A 16,109-nucleotide genomic window follows, 5' to 3' on the forward strand; every position below is an offset into this window, starting at 1 on the left:
AGGAAAGTTTATGTGGTTTATTGACAAACGGATACAGGTAATCTGTGAGGAATTAAAAAGGCTGTCAGTGGTAAAAAAGCTGCCGATCAGAAACCTGCAGTATAAAAAAGGGCAGTATTTTTATCCATGGGAAGCAGAACAGGCCCTGGCTCCCTGGGAGGATTTTATCCCAGGGAATATGAAATGGTACGGGCCGGACCAGCATTACTGGTTCCGGACAACGTACACTGTACCGGAAGAATTGGACGGAAAGACCCTGCGTCTTCATGTGAAGACCCAGATTGAGGAATGGGACGATGCCAAAAACCCCCAGTTTCTTTTGTTTGCCGGCGGCAAAATCCTCCAGGGAATGGATATGAACCACAGAAGCGTCCAGCTGACAGGAAAAGCCCAGGCAGGGGAATGCTGGGAGTTGGATATGCAAGCTTATACAGGAACGCTGCATTCTGAATTTGATATGATTGCGGAGATATGGCAGGTGGATGTAAGGCTTGAAAAGCTGTACTATGATCTGGTGGTTCCCCTGCAGGCATTTGGACGCATGGAAAAAGAGGATAAGGTAAGGCTTGATTTGGAAACGGTGCTGAATGAGACGGTGAACCTGCTGGATTTGCGCAATCCTTATTCGTCTGCATTTTACGAAAGCGTGGAACGTGCGTCTGCTTACTTAAAAGAGGCCTTGTATGAAGCCATGGGCGGTTACGAAGAGGTGATTGCCACCTGTATTGGCCATACCCATATTGATGTGGCGTGGTGGTGGACCGTGGAGCAGACAAGGGAAAAGGTGGCCAGAAGTTTTGCCACCGTACTAAAGCTGATGGAAGAATATCCCAATTATAAATTTATGTCCAGTCAGCCCCAGCTCTATCTGTTTTTAAAGGAACGCTATCCGGAGCTTTACGAGAAGATAAAGGACAGAGTCAGGGAAGGACGCTGGGAGCCGGAAGGGGGGATGTGGCTGGAAGCAGACACCAATTTGACTTCCGGTGAATCTCTGGTACGCCAGTTCCTTTACGGGAAGAAATTCTTTCAGGAAGAGTTCGGAACAGACAACCGGATTTTGTGGCTTCCGGATGTATTTGGTTATTCCGGAGCATTGCCTCAGATCATGAAGAAATGCGGCATTGACTATTTTATGACTACGAAACTGTCGTGGAACCAGGTGGATCAAATGCCCTATGATACATTCCTCTGGAAAGGGATTGATGGTACGGAGGTTTTTACCCATTTGGTGACCACCCTGGGAGTGGGACAAAGCACGGACGATTTTTTTACCACTTATAACGGAGTCCTTCATCCGGATTCTATTATGGGCGGGTGGAAGCGGTATCAGAATAAGGATATTAACAACGATATTTTGATTTCCTACGGCTATGGAGACGGCGGCGGAGGACCTACCAGGGAAATGCTGGAGACTTCTTTGAGAATGGAGAAGGGGATTCAGGGAATTCCCAGGGTGCGCCAGGAGTTTTCCGGGACTTATTTTAAAGAGTTATTTGACAGGGTAAAGGGAAAACGCAGGCTTCCTACCTGGGAAGGTGAGCTGTATTTTGAGTATCACAGGGGAACCTATACCTCCATGGCAAGAAATAAGCGGGCTAACAGAAAATGCGAATTTCTGATGATGAATCTGGAATTTTTCAGCCTTCTTGCCTCATGGAAGGGCATTGCATATCCCAAAGAAGAAATAGACAGAATGTGGAAAGTGATTCTTTTGAATCAATTCCACGACATTTTGCCCGGAACGTCTATTCACCAGGTGTATGAGGTAACGAAAAGGGAGTATGAAGAACTGGAAGAAACCGGAAGTAAGCTGGTGAAAAAAGGGATGGAGGTTCTCGCAGACGGAGGAAATGCCATTACGGTGTTTAATACTCTGGGCTTTGACAGGGACGATCTGCTGCATTTGCCTAAGGGAATGAAGGGTGTGCTAAAAGACAGGGAAGGCAATATTTATCCGGTGCAGGAACTTCAGGACTGTTCCATTGCCTATGTGAAAGGCATTCCGTCCAAGGGCCTAAAAAGCTTTGAAACAGAAAGGGAGGAAGCTTCCGGCTGTGCCAGGGAAACAGGCAGTCCCTTTGTGAGAAAGGGAAACCAGCTGGAAACGCCTTATTACATCGTAAAACTGGATGAAAATGGACTGTTTGCCTCTGTCTATGATAAGAAAAACAAAAGGGAAGTCCTGAAAGAGGGGACAAAAGGGAACCTGTTCCGTATGTACGAGGATAAGCCCATTTACTATGACAATTGGGACATTGATATTTATCATACGGAGAAGAGCTGGGATGTAACAGAACTGTCCCATATGGTATGGAAAGAGGAAGGTCCGGTCTGCATTGTTCTGGAAATGGAACGTCCTGTGAGTAAGTCCCTGATCCGGCAGAAAATTTATTTTTATGGAAACAGCCCCAGAATTGATTTTGAAACCTATGTGGACTGGAAGGAGCACCAGCACCTTTTAAAGGTTCATTTCCCTGTGGACATTCATTCGGACGAAGCGTCATTTGATATTCAGTTTGGAAATCTGACGAGAAAGGTACATACGAATACTTCCTGGGATATGGCCCGGTTTGAATCCTGCGGGCAGAAATGGATGGATTTTTCCGAAGGACATTACGGGGTAAGTCTTTTAAACGACTGTAAGTACGGACATTCTGTGAAGGATTCGGTTATGGGGCTTACTTTGATTAAATCGGGAATTGAACCGAATCCGGTGACGGATCAGGAGGAGCATTTGTTCACTTATTCTTTGTATCCTCACGCAGGAAATTTAAGAGAATGTGACGTTGTGAAGGAGGGCTATAAACTAAATGTGCCCCTGCTTTTCCTGGAAGCAGGCGAACCAGGGCGGCAGGAATCCCTTTTGCAGGTGGATGCTTCCAATGTGATGGTGGAAACCGTTAAGGAGGCAGAAAACGGAGAAGGAATGATAATTCGCATGTATGAATATGAAAATGCAAAAACCCACGCCACACTTACCCTGGGAATGGGAAAGAGGATTAAACGGGTCTATGAATGCAATCTGCTTGAGACACGGGAACGAGAAGTGACAGAGCATAGGTCTCAGGAGTTTGAATTTGTAATAAAACCTTTTGAAATTAAGACTTATGAGGTTGTGTTTGAAAGCCTTTCTTAAAGGTAAAATGCGATCCCCCCTGCAAATGTTGGCAATAACAGCATTTGCGGGGGGGATCGCATTTTTTTCAGCAGTCCATAAAAGATTGGATTTTCTACAATTGGCTGGAATATCAGCTTGGGGACCGGACAGACGGTTTCTAATTGATGACTTATTAACCTCTGCCCAGAAGGGCTTCTGCCATGCTGTCATAGCCATAAATTGATGATACGTATCTTAAGCCGTCGGTAATTTCATTTTTGGAAAAATCATGCTCTTCAAGAAAACTGTAATCTACCTGATTTAAATGATAATAAAACATGAGTGCCATTTTAAAATGCTCCATATCTTCCAAATCCAGCTCATCCAATAATTTGTTTTCCGCCTCATTGATGTTTCCCGCCTGGATGAGAGCTAAAAGCTCCTGATATTTAGATGCTGTCTCCTGATCTTTAAAATTCAGTTCATCATTTTCCCCTAATTCAATATGAAAAATCAGCTTCAGCAATGTTGTTACCATTTCGTGGATCATGCGCATGATAAAATCTTCTTCCAGCATAAAATTCTCCTTTTTCAACCGTAATTAATGATAAGCATGTAAATGTTTTTCATAAAAAATAATTTACCACAAATCATAAAAAAAGTAAAATATATATTTGGCAGATGCTTTGGACAGGTTGATGAATGGAAACTGATTCGGCTTCCCTGTTTTAGGGAAAGATGGTAAGAAAAAGGATAAAATCCTCAGCTATTGAAGGAGATAGCAAAATATGGTAAGCTGTTTCTTAAAATGATGCTGGAAAATAAGACAAACTATAAGCTCCGGGAGGCCGCAGATGATAGAAACGGAATTGGCAAAGAAATTCATTGAACAGGTCACACAATATACAGAATACAATATCAACATTATGAATGAGCAGGGAGTCATCATCGCCAGCCGGGATCCGAAACGGGTGGGATCCTTTCATGAGGTTGCCTACTATATTGTAACCGGAAATGAGGACATAGTGGTCACTTCCACGGAGGAGGATTATCCCGGTGTAAAGCCTGGAATCAATATGGTCATTAACATTGACGGCAGGCGTGAGAGAGTGGTGGGAATCACCGGAGATCCGGGAGAGATAAAGCCTGTCGCCTTAATCACCAAAATGGCCATCGAAGCCATGCTGAAATATGAGAAACAGCAGGAGGAACTGAGGCGGAGGAGGAACCGGAAGGAGCATTTTACAAACCTTTTGATCCATGTGGAGTATCCGGACCCCGGGGAGCTTCGGAGCATGGCAAAGCAGCTTAATTATTCGGAGAACATAATCCGCATCCCCATATTGTGTAAACTGGATGACATCAGGCCGGAGCCGTTTCTGGACATGATCAAGAAAAGCCCCAGGCACGGGTCGGAGGATATCAGTATTGTCTTGGACAGTAACCATATCCTCATATTCAAAACAATGCCGGAACAGACGCGAAAAGTATTTGCAGATTATAAATACATTATTGCGGAATATTTAAGCACTGCTTTAAAATGGCTCCGGGAGCAGGAGAGGAACTGTAAATTTTACATCGGCTCCTTTCAGGGAAGCTTTACCCAGTATTATAATGCCTACCGTCACTGCAAGTGGCTGGAAGAAAATGCAGATTCCGGTTCTGCCGCCTTTTTTTATGACTATACGGGAAATTATGTACGTTCCATTGTACCCATGAATGAGCTGCAATGGATGTTCAATATTTATGAAAGGGAGCTGGGGGAAGAATTTAAAAAGACATTTATTGAGATTGCCGGAGCTCTCATAAAGACAAATTATAATCTGGTAACAGCATCAAAAGAGCTTTTCGTGCACAAAAATACCCTTTTGTACCGTTATAATAAAGTGAAGGGCATCTTGAATATTAATCCAATAGAATCTTCGTCAGACCGGTTTTTTCTGGAAACCTTTTATAGTTTTTTAAGAAAAGAACACTAGTTTTGTAATGGCGACACAAAAATCAGGGTCATATTGATACTCACGGCAGTAGAAATCCTGGGGGCAATGGTGTTATGATACCATAAAACAGCATATACTATTGTCATTGTTTAGAAGGGGGTCATTTTATGACAGGTTTACCACTGATTTTTATTTTTGTATTGGCAATTATCCTGATGATCGTTGCAATCTCCAAGTTTAACATTCATCCATTTATTGCCATCATGAGCATCTCACTGCTCTTAGGACTTATTGCAGGGATTCCGCTGGTCGATAGGACATTAGAAGATGGGACCAAGGTAAGCGGCCTTGCAAGCGTAATCGGGGCCGGATTTTCCGGCACATTCTCAAGCATCGGTATTGTTATCATCCTTGGAGCCCTGATCGGGACCATATTGGAGAAAACAGGGGCAGCCCTTAAGCTTGCTGATATGGTGATCAGGCTTGTGGGGAAAAACAATCCGGTCCTGGCCATGGAGATGATGGGCTGGGTGGTATCCATTCCCGTGTTCTGTGATTCCGGTTTTGTAATTTTAAACCCTATCCGGAAAGCTCTGGTAAACAGAACTGCCGCATCATCTGTAGCCATGACTGTGGGTCTTTCCTCAGGGCTTTACATTTCCCACGTTTTCATTCCTCCAACACCAGGCCCAATTGCCGCAGCTTCTACCCTTGGCATTGGAGAAAATCTGCTTCTTGTTATGGGAATGGGCGTGTTGTGCTCTATCTTTCCTCTGATTGCCGGGTTCTTTTACGCAAAATACATTGGAGGAAAGGTACGGTCTGACGATGAAGCCGATATGGGCGAGATAACAAAAACCTATGAGGAGCTGGTTGCCGAATACGGCAGACTTCCCGGCGGTTTCAATGCCCTTGCTCCTATTATTGTTCCAATCCTTTTTATGGCTTTTTCCTCTGTTGCGGCCATGGCCAATATGCAGGGTTTTGGGGCTGATGTTATTAAATTTTTAGGAACTCCCATCATCGCTCTGGCAGTTGGTACTGTATGCGGCATCCTTCAGCTGAAGGGAGCAGGTAAGATGGAAACGTTTTATGAGATAACCAATGATACCTTAAAGACTGTGGGACCGATATTGTTTGTAACGGCTGCCGGCGGCGTGCTGGGTAAGGTAATTTCTTCCACTGATATGGTGAATTATATCAAAGATCATGCTTCAGTACTGAGCACCATGGGTATTTTCTTCCCCTTCTTTTTGGCAGCTATTTTAAAGAGTGCCCAGGGTTCCTCTACTGTGGCTTTAACCACCACCGCAGGAATTATAGCTCCGCTGCTTCCAATGCTGGGCCTTGAAAGCCCTGTCCGGGTAACTCTTGCCTGCATGGCAATCGGCGCGGGAGCCATGACCGTTTCCCACGCAAACGATTCCTATTTCTGGGTGGTGACGAATTTTGGGGCCATGACTCCGGAAAAGGGGTATAAGACACAGACCATGGTAACACTGATTTTGGGAATTGCAGGAATCCTGGAAATCTTTATTCTGACTTTAATCCTGCATTAATTAAGAACCAACGAGAATTAAACTTCACTGGTCAAAGGAGGACTTTGTATATGAAATTACTGTTTGCATCTGACTCGTTTAAGGGGACTCTTTCCAGTGAACAGACCATAGAACTGCTTAAAAAGGCTGCGGCAAAAGTATTTGATCAAGTGGAATGTACCGGAATCCCCGTAGCCGATGGAGGAGAGGGAACCACGGATGCCGTGATCGCAGCCATTCAGGGAGAACGGGTACCGGTAACTGTCTGCGGGCCCCTTCTTGCTCCTGTTCATGCTTATTACGGAAAACTGGATGAGAAACGCGCCATTCTTGAGATGGCAGCGGCTTCCGGGCTTCCCCTGGTTCCAATGGATTTAAGGGATCCAAGAAACACCACCACCTATGGAACCGGGGAGCTGATAAAGGATGCTTTAGACCGGGGATTTACCGAGATTTCCATTGCAATCGGCGGTTCGGCAACCAATGACGGCGGAATGGGCTGTATGAGGGCGCTGGGAGTAAAATTCCTGGATCCAGAGGGAAGAGAGCTGGAAGGAACGGGAAAGGATCTGGGAAATGTGGCACATATTGATATTTCCGGCCTTCATCCCAGGGTCTCTGAAGTAAAACTGACTGCAATGTGTGACGTCAATAATCCATTATGCGGTAAAGACGGAGCCACCTATACCTTTGGAGAGCAGAAGGGCGGTACGCCACAGGTCCTTGATGAACTGGAAAAAGGTATGCAGAACTACCGGGATGTGTTGATACGGGAACTTGGGATCGATCCAGATAACATGCCTGGTTCCGGAGCGGCAGGAGGCCTGGGTGCGGCGCTTTTGGTATTCCTCCGTGCGGAGTTAAAATCAGGAATTGAAACGGTTCTGGATTTAATTGATTTTGATTCCCGTTTAGAAAATGTGTCCATGGTCGTGACCGGAGAGGGACGGACGGACTGGCAGTCCTGTTTTGGAAAGGTGATACAGGGCATTGGAATGCGGTGTAAAAGAAAAGGTATCCCGGCTGTTGCTCTGGTAGGAGCTATGGGAGAAGGTGCAGAGAAGATATATGACTTTGGGATCTGCTCTATTATGACAACGGTCAATGGGGTCATGGAACTGGATAAGGCCCTTGAACATGCTGAGGACTTATATTATCAGGGAGCCTTACGGATGTTCCGTTTTATAAAAACTGGCATGGCAATACAGGAAAAGGCTGCGGGAATTTGAAACCCGCAGCCTTTTTATGGACACTTGCTAAAAGACAGAAATCCTGTAACGATTAATATTTATAATTATCTTCTTCCGGAGCAGAAACCTCCAATGGGGCAGTTGGCTGGCCGGACGCAGAAGGTGCTTTATCCATCAGCTGGAATTTTTCTACCAGGTATTTTAAATTAAGGGCCTGGGCGGTCAGCTCTTCGGAAGTGGCCGCACTTTCTTCCGATGTTGCGGAGGTGGTCTGTACAACTGCAGAAATCTGGTCAATGCCTGCTGTGATCTGCACCAAAGCATCGGACTGGGCGGCGGATGCTTCCGCAATTTCTGCTACCCTGACGGAAGAAATGTTTGATTTTTCAACCACGAGCCGCAGGGCTTTAGCTGTTTCATCTGCAATTTTAGTTCCGTTTCCAATGGCTGAAATAGAGCTTTCAATAAGAACTGTGGTATTTTTAGCAGCTTCTGCGGACTTGCTGGCCAGATTGCGGACTTCATCGGCAACGACTGCAAACCCCTTTCCAGCAGAACCGGCCCTTGCTGCTTCTACGGCTGCATTTAACGCCAGGATATTGGTCTGGAACGCGATATCGTCTATGGTTTTGATGATCTTGCTTATTTCGCCGGAGGTGCTTGCGATTTCATTCATTGCAGAAATCATATCTTCCATCTTCTGATTGCTGCTCAGTATGCCCTCACTCGCTTCCAGGGACAGGGAATTTGCCTCTAAGGCGTTGGACGCATTTTCCTTTACCCGTTCTGAAATTTCGTTAATGGCTGCGGATAACTCTTCAATGGAAGATGCCTGTTCCGTGGCTCCCTGGCTGAGAGACTGGGAAGCATCGGAAACCTGGGACGCGCCGGAGGAAACCTGTTCAGAAGCCTGGTCGATCTCTGAAAGCGTATTGCTTAATGTGAGACGGATGTTCTGCATTGCTTCTAAGATATGCCGGTATGCTCCGGTGTATTTTTCTTCGTTTTTGGTCATTGCCTTAAAGTTGCCATTGCTCATTTCACCCAGAACATCATTGATATCCTGAATAATGAAATTTAAGTTTTCTGCCATGTCCATGAATGTCCTGGACAGTACCCCGATTTCATCATTAGACTTGGCCTCCATCTGGGTATCCAGGTTGCCTGACGCGATGCCGGCAGCAGCGGCCACAACGCCGCCAATAGGGCGGAGAGTCTTTTTTAAGAAAACCGGAATGACGATATTAATAAAGGTCAGTGCAATGACTGCAAGAAGGATCATTGATTCAATGATCTTTGTTACATCCTTTGTTAGATCTCTCTTTTCCAGACAACTGGAAGCCCACCAGGTCTGTGAGCCGCAGGTGATCGGGTAATAATGTCTGGATTCTACGGTTCCGCTGGATTTTTTTATATCAATATGGAATTCGGTTTTAGCCTGCTGTAAAGCTGTAATTTTTGCATATTCGGAAGACGGAATCATTTCCTTTAAGTTTTTCCCGATGTGGTCACTGGATTGGCTGTCAAAGACGGTTATGTTATCTTCCGTGTAAATATTAGCATACATGGTGGGATATTTTGAATCCGAAGTTTTTATTTTGGAGAAGTTTGATACGTTGATATCGGCCATAATAACTCCAATGACATCATCTCCCTTCATGATGGGAAATGCTATGGTACTCATCATAGTTCCTCCGAAAACATAAGGATCCGTAATATAAGGAGCTTTTGTTTCCTTGGCAACACGGTAATAATCCTTTATGGAATAGTCACTGTATGCTCCAATGGACTGGGCTGTTTTGTTTTGTGCATCATTCTTGTCCACAAAGAGAGTATAGTCTTTGACCGCAGGATCAAATTTTCCAGATTCAAAAAATGCACCGATTCCACTGATATCAGGATTGTTGCCCACGGTTGACCAGGCTGAATTTAAGATATAATCCTCGACCGCATAAGTAGTTTCCTTTAACTGAACATTGTATATCTTGCTCTTTAAGTCCGTGCTGTTCAAATCGCTGACAGTGTCCTTGGCGTTATATGCACGGTTTAAGTAATCCTGCAAATTCCTGGCAGCTCCGGTGGCATCATTGATTACGGCTTGTACCATAAGGCCGTTCTGGGCGGATATTCCGGAAAATTCACCGTTGATTGCCTTTGAAACTGCTTTGCTTGCCAGTAACGCTGAGATCGTAATCAGCAATGTCATGCTTACTGCCAGAATGATTCCCGTAGTAAGGGAAGTTTTTGCAGCAAGTTTTAAATTGCTTAACTTCAGTTTTTTCATTTTCTTCATAATTGCATTATACTCCCTTTAATTTATTGATCAGTAAAAATAAGCCCCAAATGGAGAAAGTGGGAAACAATGGAGGAACCTCCTTTCCTGTTTAAAGGCATATATGTACTATCTGTATAACCACTATATATTCGACATGAAATGACAAAAAATAATAGTAAAACATTATTTTTCTAAGAATTGTAACAATTGCTGTATCAATGCTCAATGTTCATAGAAAGACTCTGGGCCATCCATTATTCATGGAAGCGGTTATTTTAAGAGGACAGGGGACTCACCCCGTTTTATAAACAGATGCAAATAAGCAAAAAATTCTTTTGGGAAATTCGTTGTAAATACAACGGACAGAATCCCGGCAGCATAGTATGATAACTCCAGAAAGCAAACAACAGGAGGATATGAGGGATGGTTCGTAGAATTATTCAGATTGATAAAGAAAAATGCAATGGATGTGGTCTTTGTGCGGCGGCATGTCATGAGGGAGCCATTGGAATGGTAAATGGAAAAGCAGAGCTTATGCGGGATGATTACTGCGATGGATTAGGGGATTGCCTTCCTGCATGTCCTACCGGGGCCATCACATTTATAGAAAGAGAAGCAGCCGCTTATGATGAAGAGGCGGTGGCATTGAATAAGAAAAAGGCTGGGGGAAAAGGAAATGCTTCCTTTAGCAGATGTCCTGGAAGCCGGGCCATGAAGATCGAGCGCGGGGCTGAAGCTAAGAAGACGGAAGAGGTCCCTATTCAGTCCCAGTTAAGACAGTGGCCGGTGCAGATCAAGCTGGTTCCTGTGAAAGCGCCTTATTTTGAAGAGGCAGATTTATTGATCGCAGCGGATTGCAGCGCCTATGCTTATGGAGACTTTCATCAGAAATTCTTAAAGGGAAAGGTCGTTCTTGTAGGATGTCCCAAGCTTGACCAGGTGGATTACAGCGAAAAGCTGGCAGAGATCATAAGGAACAACGCCATTCAAAGCATTACGGTCGTCCGGATGGAGGTACCATGCTGCGGCGGTCTGGAACATGCGGCTTTAAGAGCTCTTGAGGACAGCGGAAAAGAAATTCCCTGCCAGGTCGTTACCATCTCTGTTGATGGAAATATTATATAAAATTAAAAACGGAATCCGGCAGGTAATGATGCCGGATTCCGTTTTTTATACAGGCTTTAAAGGCTGGGACGGACAGGAAGATAGAAATTATCCTTCATGGAAATCTTCTTTTAAGGTGAACCGGTTCTTCTTATAGGTTAAAATTCCTTCGTCCTGTAATTTGCTCATTTCATTGGACAGGGCGCTGCGGTCAATGGACAGGTAATCCGCCAGCTGCTGCCTGTTAAATGGAATATCAAAGGTAGAGGAATTGTTTTTTAAGGATTCGGCGGAAAGGTAGGAGAGCAGTTTTTCCCTGATGGTCTTTTTGGACATATGCTGCATTTTTTTTGTGAGGGTCAAATTCCTTCTGGCAATGGAAGATAAAAAATTTTGTAACAGACGTGTATGAAAGGTGCATGCGGAAGTGCACACATGCAGAATCTTGTTAAAGTCCATAAACAGCACATCGCATTCAGAGTCGGAGATAACACTCATTTCAATCGGTATGGAGGGGATGCAGGCATAGGTTTCCGCAAAAATAGTGCCTGGCATAACATCGGAAATAATGGTCCGTTTGCCCCAGAAATCCTCCTGTATGATAAGAGCGGACCCTGAGAGAAGCATTCCAACGGAACGGATGTAGTCCCCGCTTCTTATGATAAATTCTTCTTTTTTAAAATGCCTGATCCGGGCCGACAGGCAATTTAACATTGCGCTGATCTCCTCTGGCTGGACTCCGGAAAACAGGTTAGATTTTTTTAATACGGATAAGTATTCCTCCATTTGCCGTCTCCTTTTAAATTATTTTTATAATGTTGTAATTACAACAGAAATGTTGAAATTATTATATTATAATCTGTTTATAAAAGCAAGAGAAAAACAAGGAGGCAGACAAATGTCAGAGAAATTTATTAAAAATATAAAGCATGAAGAAATCGTAATGTTATCTGATCTGGTTCAGGCAAATGAAGGCCAGATCGTCAGCAAGACCCTTGCACAGAATGAAGCTCTCAGCATTACGTTATTTGCATTTGATAAAGGGGAAGAAATCAGTACCCACGAATCCAACGGGGATGCCATGGTGACTGTTTTGGAAGGAACCGGAAAATTTACGGTAGATGGTAAGGAGTATCTGTTAAATGCAGGAGAGACCCTTATCATGCCTGCTAAAAAGCCACATGCAGTTTATGCACAAGAACGCTTTAAGATGGAATTGGTCGTGGTATTTTAACCAGTTGGAATGAAAAGGACAAAATAGAAAGGTTGAATAAATATATGGATAGTAAGATGTTTTGCTTTCAGTGTGAACAGACGGCAGGCTGCAGCGGCTGTACGGGCAGCGCAGGAGTGTGCGGCAAGTCAGCCAGCACTGCAAATTTGCAGGATGAACTGACAGGCGCCCTGATCGGTCTGGCAAAGGCCTGCGGCAATAATTCTCCTTTGGAGACAACCACAAGAATCCTTGTGGAAGGGCTGTTCACCACCATTACAAATGTAAACTTTAATGATGAAGTTTTAATAAAGATGATCAAAAGGGTGCGGGAAGAAAAAGAAAGAATCGTGCCGGATTGCAGCAAATGCACCTCTGTCTGCGGAAATACTTCTGATTATGATATGAAGAACATCTGGGATGCACAGGAAGATATCCGTTCCTTAAAGTCTTTGATTTTATTCGGACTTCGCGGCGTTGCGGCCTATGCCTACCATGCCATGGTGCTTGGATATGAAGATGAAGGGGTCAATCATTTCTTCTATAAGGCTCTGTCAATCATCAGCTATGATCTGACCATGGAGCAGCTTCTTCCGGTGGCCCTTGAAGTGGGAGAGGTAAATTTAAAATGCATGGAACTTCTGGATAAAGCAAACACCACTGCATTTGGGACTCCTAAGCCGGCCAAAGTACCTCTTACCATTGAAAAAGGTCCGTTTATTGTAATCACCGGACATGATTTATATGATTTAAAACAACTCCTTGAGCAGACGAAGGATAAGGGAATCAATATCTATACTCACGGAGAGATGCTTCCGGCCCATGGCTATCCGGAATTAAAGAAGTATCCTCATTTAAAGGGGAATTTCGGAACTGCATGGCAGAATCAGCAAAAAGAGTTTGATGATCTTCCAGCACCGATCCTCTTTACCACAAACTGCCTGATGCCGGTAAAGAAGAGCTATGCTGACCGTGTATTCACCACAGAAGTGGTTTCCTATCCGGAAATGGTCCACATAGGAGAAGACAAAGACTTTACTCCTGTAATCGAAAAGGCGCTGGAGCTTGGCGGATATGAGGAAGACCATGAAATGACCGGAATCAACGGCGGTAAGGAAGTCATGACAGGATTTTCCCATGGAACTGTATTGGGAGTTGCGGATCAGGTCATTGACGCAGTAAAGCAGGGAGCGATCAGCCACTTCTTCTTAGTAGGCGGCTGTGACGGCGCTAAGACAGGAAGAAATTATTATACGGAATTTGTAAAGCAGTCTCCTAAGGATTCCATCATCTTAACCCTGGCCTGCGGAAAATACCGTTTTAATGACCTTGACCTTGGAACCATTGGAGGGCTTCCAAGAATCATGGATATGGGACAGTGTAATGATGCATTCAGTGCCATCAAGGTAGCGGTGGCTCTGGCGGAAGCCTTTGAATGCGGGGTCAATGAGCTCCCATTGTCCATGGTATTATCCTGGTATGAGCAGAAGGCAGTATGCATTCTTCTTACCTTGCTGCACCTTGGAATCAAGAACATTTATCTGGGGCCATCTTTACCGGCATTCTTATCACAGAATGTATTAACGTTCCTTGTTGAGAACTATGGAATATCACCCATCAGCACACCGGAAGAGGATTTAAAGAAAATTCTTGGATAATATAAATCATAAATAACAAATCAGGAGGAAAATTATATGATAACGAAAGAAATGTATATTGGAGAAATTTTAAGAAGCAATCCAAAGGCAGCGGAGATTTTAATGGGCTGCGGCATGCACTGTCTGGGATGTCCGTCATCCCAGATGGAATCCTTAGAGGATGCATGTATGGTTCACGGGCTTGATACAGACACAGTTCTGGACAAGCTGAACCAGTAAAGGAAAGAGGTGTAAAATGAGTGCCTTTTTAGGACCAATCCACACTTGGTTATACAACAAAATAAAATTTCAGGATGCAATGACTGATGCAATTTTAGATTTTGCAGAAGAAACCGGTTGCAGCAAAGACCTTAGAGCCAGGACCGACGGCAGATATGGAGTGCTTGAAAAGGGAAATCTGGAGGATATGATCGATACGGGCAATATCCATGGCTGGCTTCAGGAAAAAGTGAGCCTGGTGGAAAACAGACTGGCTTATGTGGTCACTGAGCTTATAGAAACGGATCAGGAAAGATTGTCCCATATTTCTGATGCAGTCCGGAACTTTGGAAAAAGAAATTCTGCGGATAAAAACATTACGGTCCGCAAAGGCTATGATTATCTTGAAAGCACCCTGCTAAACGGCATGCCTTGTGACAGAGTAAACGAGCTGGTTCAGGAAACGGAAGACAAACTGGTATGGAGACAGACCCAGGATATCCATGGCGCTTATTGGAACATGATCCATGGAGATGTAACACATTATTATACCTTGAGAGAATCTCTGATAAAAGGAATGTTTGAGGATTCCGAACTGGAATTTCATCAGATAGAAGATCAGGTATATGAATTGAGGAGGCGCTAATGTACGGAATAGATATTTTAATGAAAGAGCATGAAAACATTCTGGCTTTTACCGGCTTTTTAAGAAGTATCAGCTCCGATATTCTGGAGGGGAAGCCGGTGGATGCCCCCCTGCTGCGGGAGTGCCTTGAATTTGCAAGAAATTACGCAGATAAGCATCATCACGGAAAGGAAGAAAAGATCTTGTTCCGGATCATGATGGAAAATATGGGACCTGTTGCGGAAAAGCTTATCAGGAATGGTATGCTTGTGGAACATGATCTTGGAAGATTATATCTTTCTGAGCTGGAAAAAGCCATAGATGAATATGAGAAAAATCCGGGAACAGAGCCAAAGCTGGATATCATCTCCAATGCGGTTGGCTATGGCGCCTTATTAAAGCGCCATATTGAAAAAGAGGATGAGGCTGCCTATTCATTTGCAGTACGTGCATTGGCAGAGGATAAGTTAAAAGCTGTGGATGATGAGACGGAATCATTTGAAAGACAGGCAAAGGACCAGGGCGTACAGGATAAGTACGAATCCTGGATCCGCGAAAAAACAAGGTAACAGGGACGGGACGGCCTGGAGGGGAAACAGGCCGTCCCATCTGCTATATGGAAGATACAAAAGAAAGGGGCGTACAGGAATGGAGTTAAAAAATTATATGGAGCAGCATGATCGGATACGGGAAGAATTAGAGATCTTGAAAAGGCTGTGCAAAAACAGGGACTTAGAACAAACATCATCGGAAATCGCCTTACATATAAGCAGTCTTGCAGGAAAGCTGAAAATACATTTATCCTCAGAGGATCAGTACCTTTACCCATCCTTTTTAAGATCCGGTGATTCAAGGCTGGTGAATCAGGCGGAGGAATATCAAAAGGAAATGGGAAACCTGCTTGCCCTGTTTACGGAATTTAAGGATAAATATAATACAAAAATAAAAATCCTTTCAGAAAGGGAAAGCTTTTTCGGCGAGGCTGAAAAAATCATGAGAAGCATTGAAGTGAGAATGCAAAAAGAGGAAAGGGGTCTATACCGTCTGGTGAGATAAGGAAGTATAATGGCTGGATATTGCAATGGATTTTTGGCTTATGCAGCAATTAAAGATGATAGTTGGAAATGTTACAGAAAAGCTGGAGGCTGTACACGAATACTTCGTGCAACAGTCTCTTTTTTTGTTATAAAACCGTAAAAATGGGAAGGCTATTTTTAAATTCCTCCGTATAAAGAAAGCATACAGATTTGATAATATTCCGTATCATG

At 44.0% G+C, this 16,109-nt stretch carries 14 protein-coding genes; 11 read left to right on the top strand and 3 right to left on the bottom strand.

Annotated elements, in window-relative coordinates; translation table 11 throughout:
• Positions 1-10 precede the first annotated feature (10 nt).
• Positions 11-3,139, top strand: a complete 3,129-nt coding sequence (locus ABFV83_RS03955) for an alpha-mannosidase (protein ID WP_349947643.1) — start codon at positions 11-13, stop codon at positions 3,137-3,139.
• 154 nt (positions 3,140-3,293) lie between these two features.
• Here ABFV83_RS03955 and ABFV83_RS03960 read toward each other — a convergent pair whose 3' ends face one another.
• Positions 3,294-3,677, bottom strand: a complete 384-nt coding sequence (locus ABFV83_RS03960; protein ID WP_349947644.1) for a DUF6483 family protein — start codon at positions 3,675-3,677, stop codon at positions 3,294-3,296.
• 277 nt (positions 3,678-3,954) lie between these two features.
• On the opposite strand from ABFV83_RS03960, the gene ABFV83_RS03965 reads away from it, so the two are divergent.
• The 3 genes from ABFV83_RS03965 (at position 3,955) to ABFV83_RS03975 (ending at position 7,807) form a co-directional block, all read left to right on the top strand.
• The gene (locus ABFV83_RS03965) at positions 3,955-5,079 is read left to right on the top strand and encodes a sugar diacid recognition domain-containing protein (RefSeq protein WP_349947645.1); all 1,125 of its coding nucleotides are present in this window, start codon (positions 3,955-3,957) and stop codon (positions 5,077-5,079) included.
• 128 nt (positions 5,080-5,207) lie between these two features.
• Positions 5,208-6,599, top strand: coding sequence for a GntP family permease (locus ABFV83_RS03970; RefSeq protein WP_349947646.1), 1,392 nt, complete (start codon positions 5,208-5,210; stop codon positions 6,597-6,599).
• 50 nt (positions 6,600-6,649) lie between these two features.
• Positions 6,650-7,807 carry a glycerate kinase gene (locus ABFV83_RS03975; RefSeq protein WP_349947647.1) on the top strand — a complete coding sequence of 386 codons (1,158 nt, stop codon included), beginning with the start codon at positions 6,650-6,652 and terminating at the stop codon, positions 7,805-7,807.
• A 52-nt stretch (positions 7,808-7,859) separates the two neighbouring features.
• On the opposite strand, the gene ABFV83_RS03980 is transcribed toward ABFV83_RS03975, so the two are convergent.
• Positions 7,860-10,061, bottom strand: coding sequence for a methyl-accepting chemotaxis protein (locus tag ABFV83_RS03980; protein WP_349947648.1), 2,202 nt, complete (start codon positions 10,059-10,061; stop codon positions 7,860-7,862).
• Between the two features lie 405 nt (positions 10,062-10,466).
• Here ABFV83_RS03980 and ABFV83_RS03985 point away from each other — a divergent pair, with 405 nt between their 5' ends.
• Positions 10,467-11,168 (top strand): 4Fe-4S binding protein, encoded by a 702-nt coding sequence (locus tag ABFV83_RS03985; protein WP_349947649.1) that lies wholly within the window; start codon positions 10,467-10,469, stop codon positions 11,166-11,168.
• 87 nt (positions 11,169-11,255) lie between these two features.
• On the opposite strand, the gene ABFV83_RS03990 is transcribed toward ABFV83_RS03985, so the two are convergent.
• Positions 11,256-11,933: a Crp/Fnr family transcriptional regulator gene (locus tag ABFV83_RS03990; RefSeq protein WP_349947650.1), complete on the bottom strand. Its 678-nt coding sequence runs from the start codon at positions 11,931-11,933 to the stop codon at positions 11,256-11,258.
• A 112-nt stretch (positions 11,934-12,045) separates the two neighbouring features.
• Between ABFV83_RS03990 and ABFV83_RS03995 the strand changes: the two genes are divergently transcribed.
• From ABFV83_RS03995 to ABFV83_RS04020, 6 genes are all read left to right on the top strand, one after another.
• Positions 12,046-12,381 carry a cupin domain-containing protein gene (locus ABFV83_RS03995; protein WP_349947651.1) on the top strand — a complete coding sequence of 112 codons (336 nt, stop codon included), beginning with the start codon at positions 12,046-12,048 and terminating at the stop codon, positions 12,379-12,381.
• 44 nt (positions 12,382-12,425) lie between these two features.
• Positions 12,426-14,018, top strand: a complete 1,593-nt coding sequence (hcp, locus tag ABFV83_RS04000) for a hydroxylamine reductase (protein WP_349947652.1) — start codon at positions 12,426-12,428, stop codon at positions 14,016-14,018.
• Positions 14,019-14,054: 36 nt separating this feature from the next.
• Entirely contained in the window at positions 14,055-14,237 is a 183-nt protein-coding gene (locus tag ABFV83_RS04005; protein ID WP_349947653.1) for a DUF1858 domain-containing protein, read from the top strand.
• A 79-nt stretch (positions 14,238-14,316) separates the two neighbouring features.
• On the top strand, positions 14,317-14,862 hold the full coding sequence (locus ABFV83_RS04010) for a hypothetical protein (protein ID WP_349947654.1): 546 nt from the start codon (positions 14,317-14,319) through the stop codon (positions 14,860-14,862).
• Complete coding sequence (locus ABFV83_RS04015) at positions 14,862-15,410, top strand: hemerythrin domain-containing protein (protein ID WP_349947655.1); 549 nt, start codon at positions 14,862-14,864, stop codon at positions 15,408-15,410. The genes ABFV83_RS04010 and ABFV83_RS04015 overlap by 1 nt, the downstream gene beginning before the upstream one ends.
• A 79-nt stretch (positions 15,411-15,489) precedes the next feature.
• Positions 15,490-15,897 carry a hemerythrin domain-containing protein gene (locus ABFV83_RS04020; RefSeq protein ID WP_349947656.1) on the top strand — a complete coding sequence of 136 codons (408 nt, stop codon included), beginning with the start codon at positions 15,490-15,492 and terminating at the stop codon, positions 15,895-15,897.
• Positions 15,898-16,109: the final 212 nt, after the last annotated feature.

This window comes from Lacrimispora sp. BS-2, from assembly GCF_040207125.1.
In the GTDB taxonomy this organism is placed as follows: domain Bacteria; phylum Bacillota; class Clostridia; order Lachnospirales; family Lachnospiraceae; genus Lacrimispora.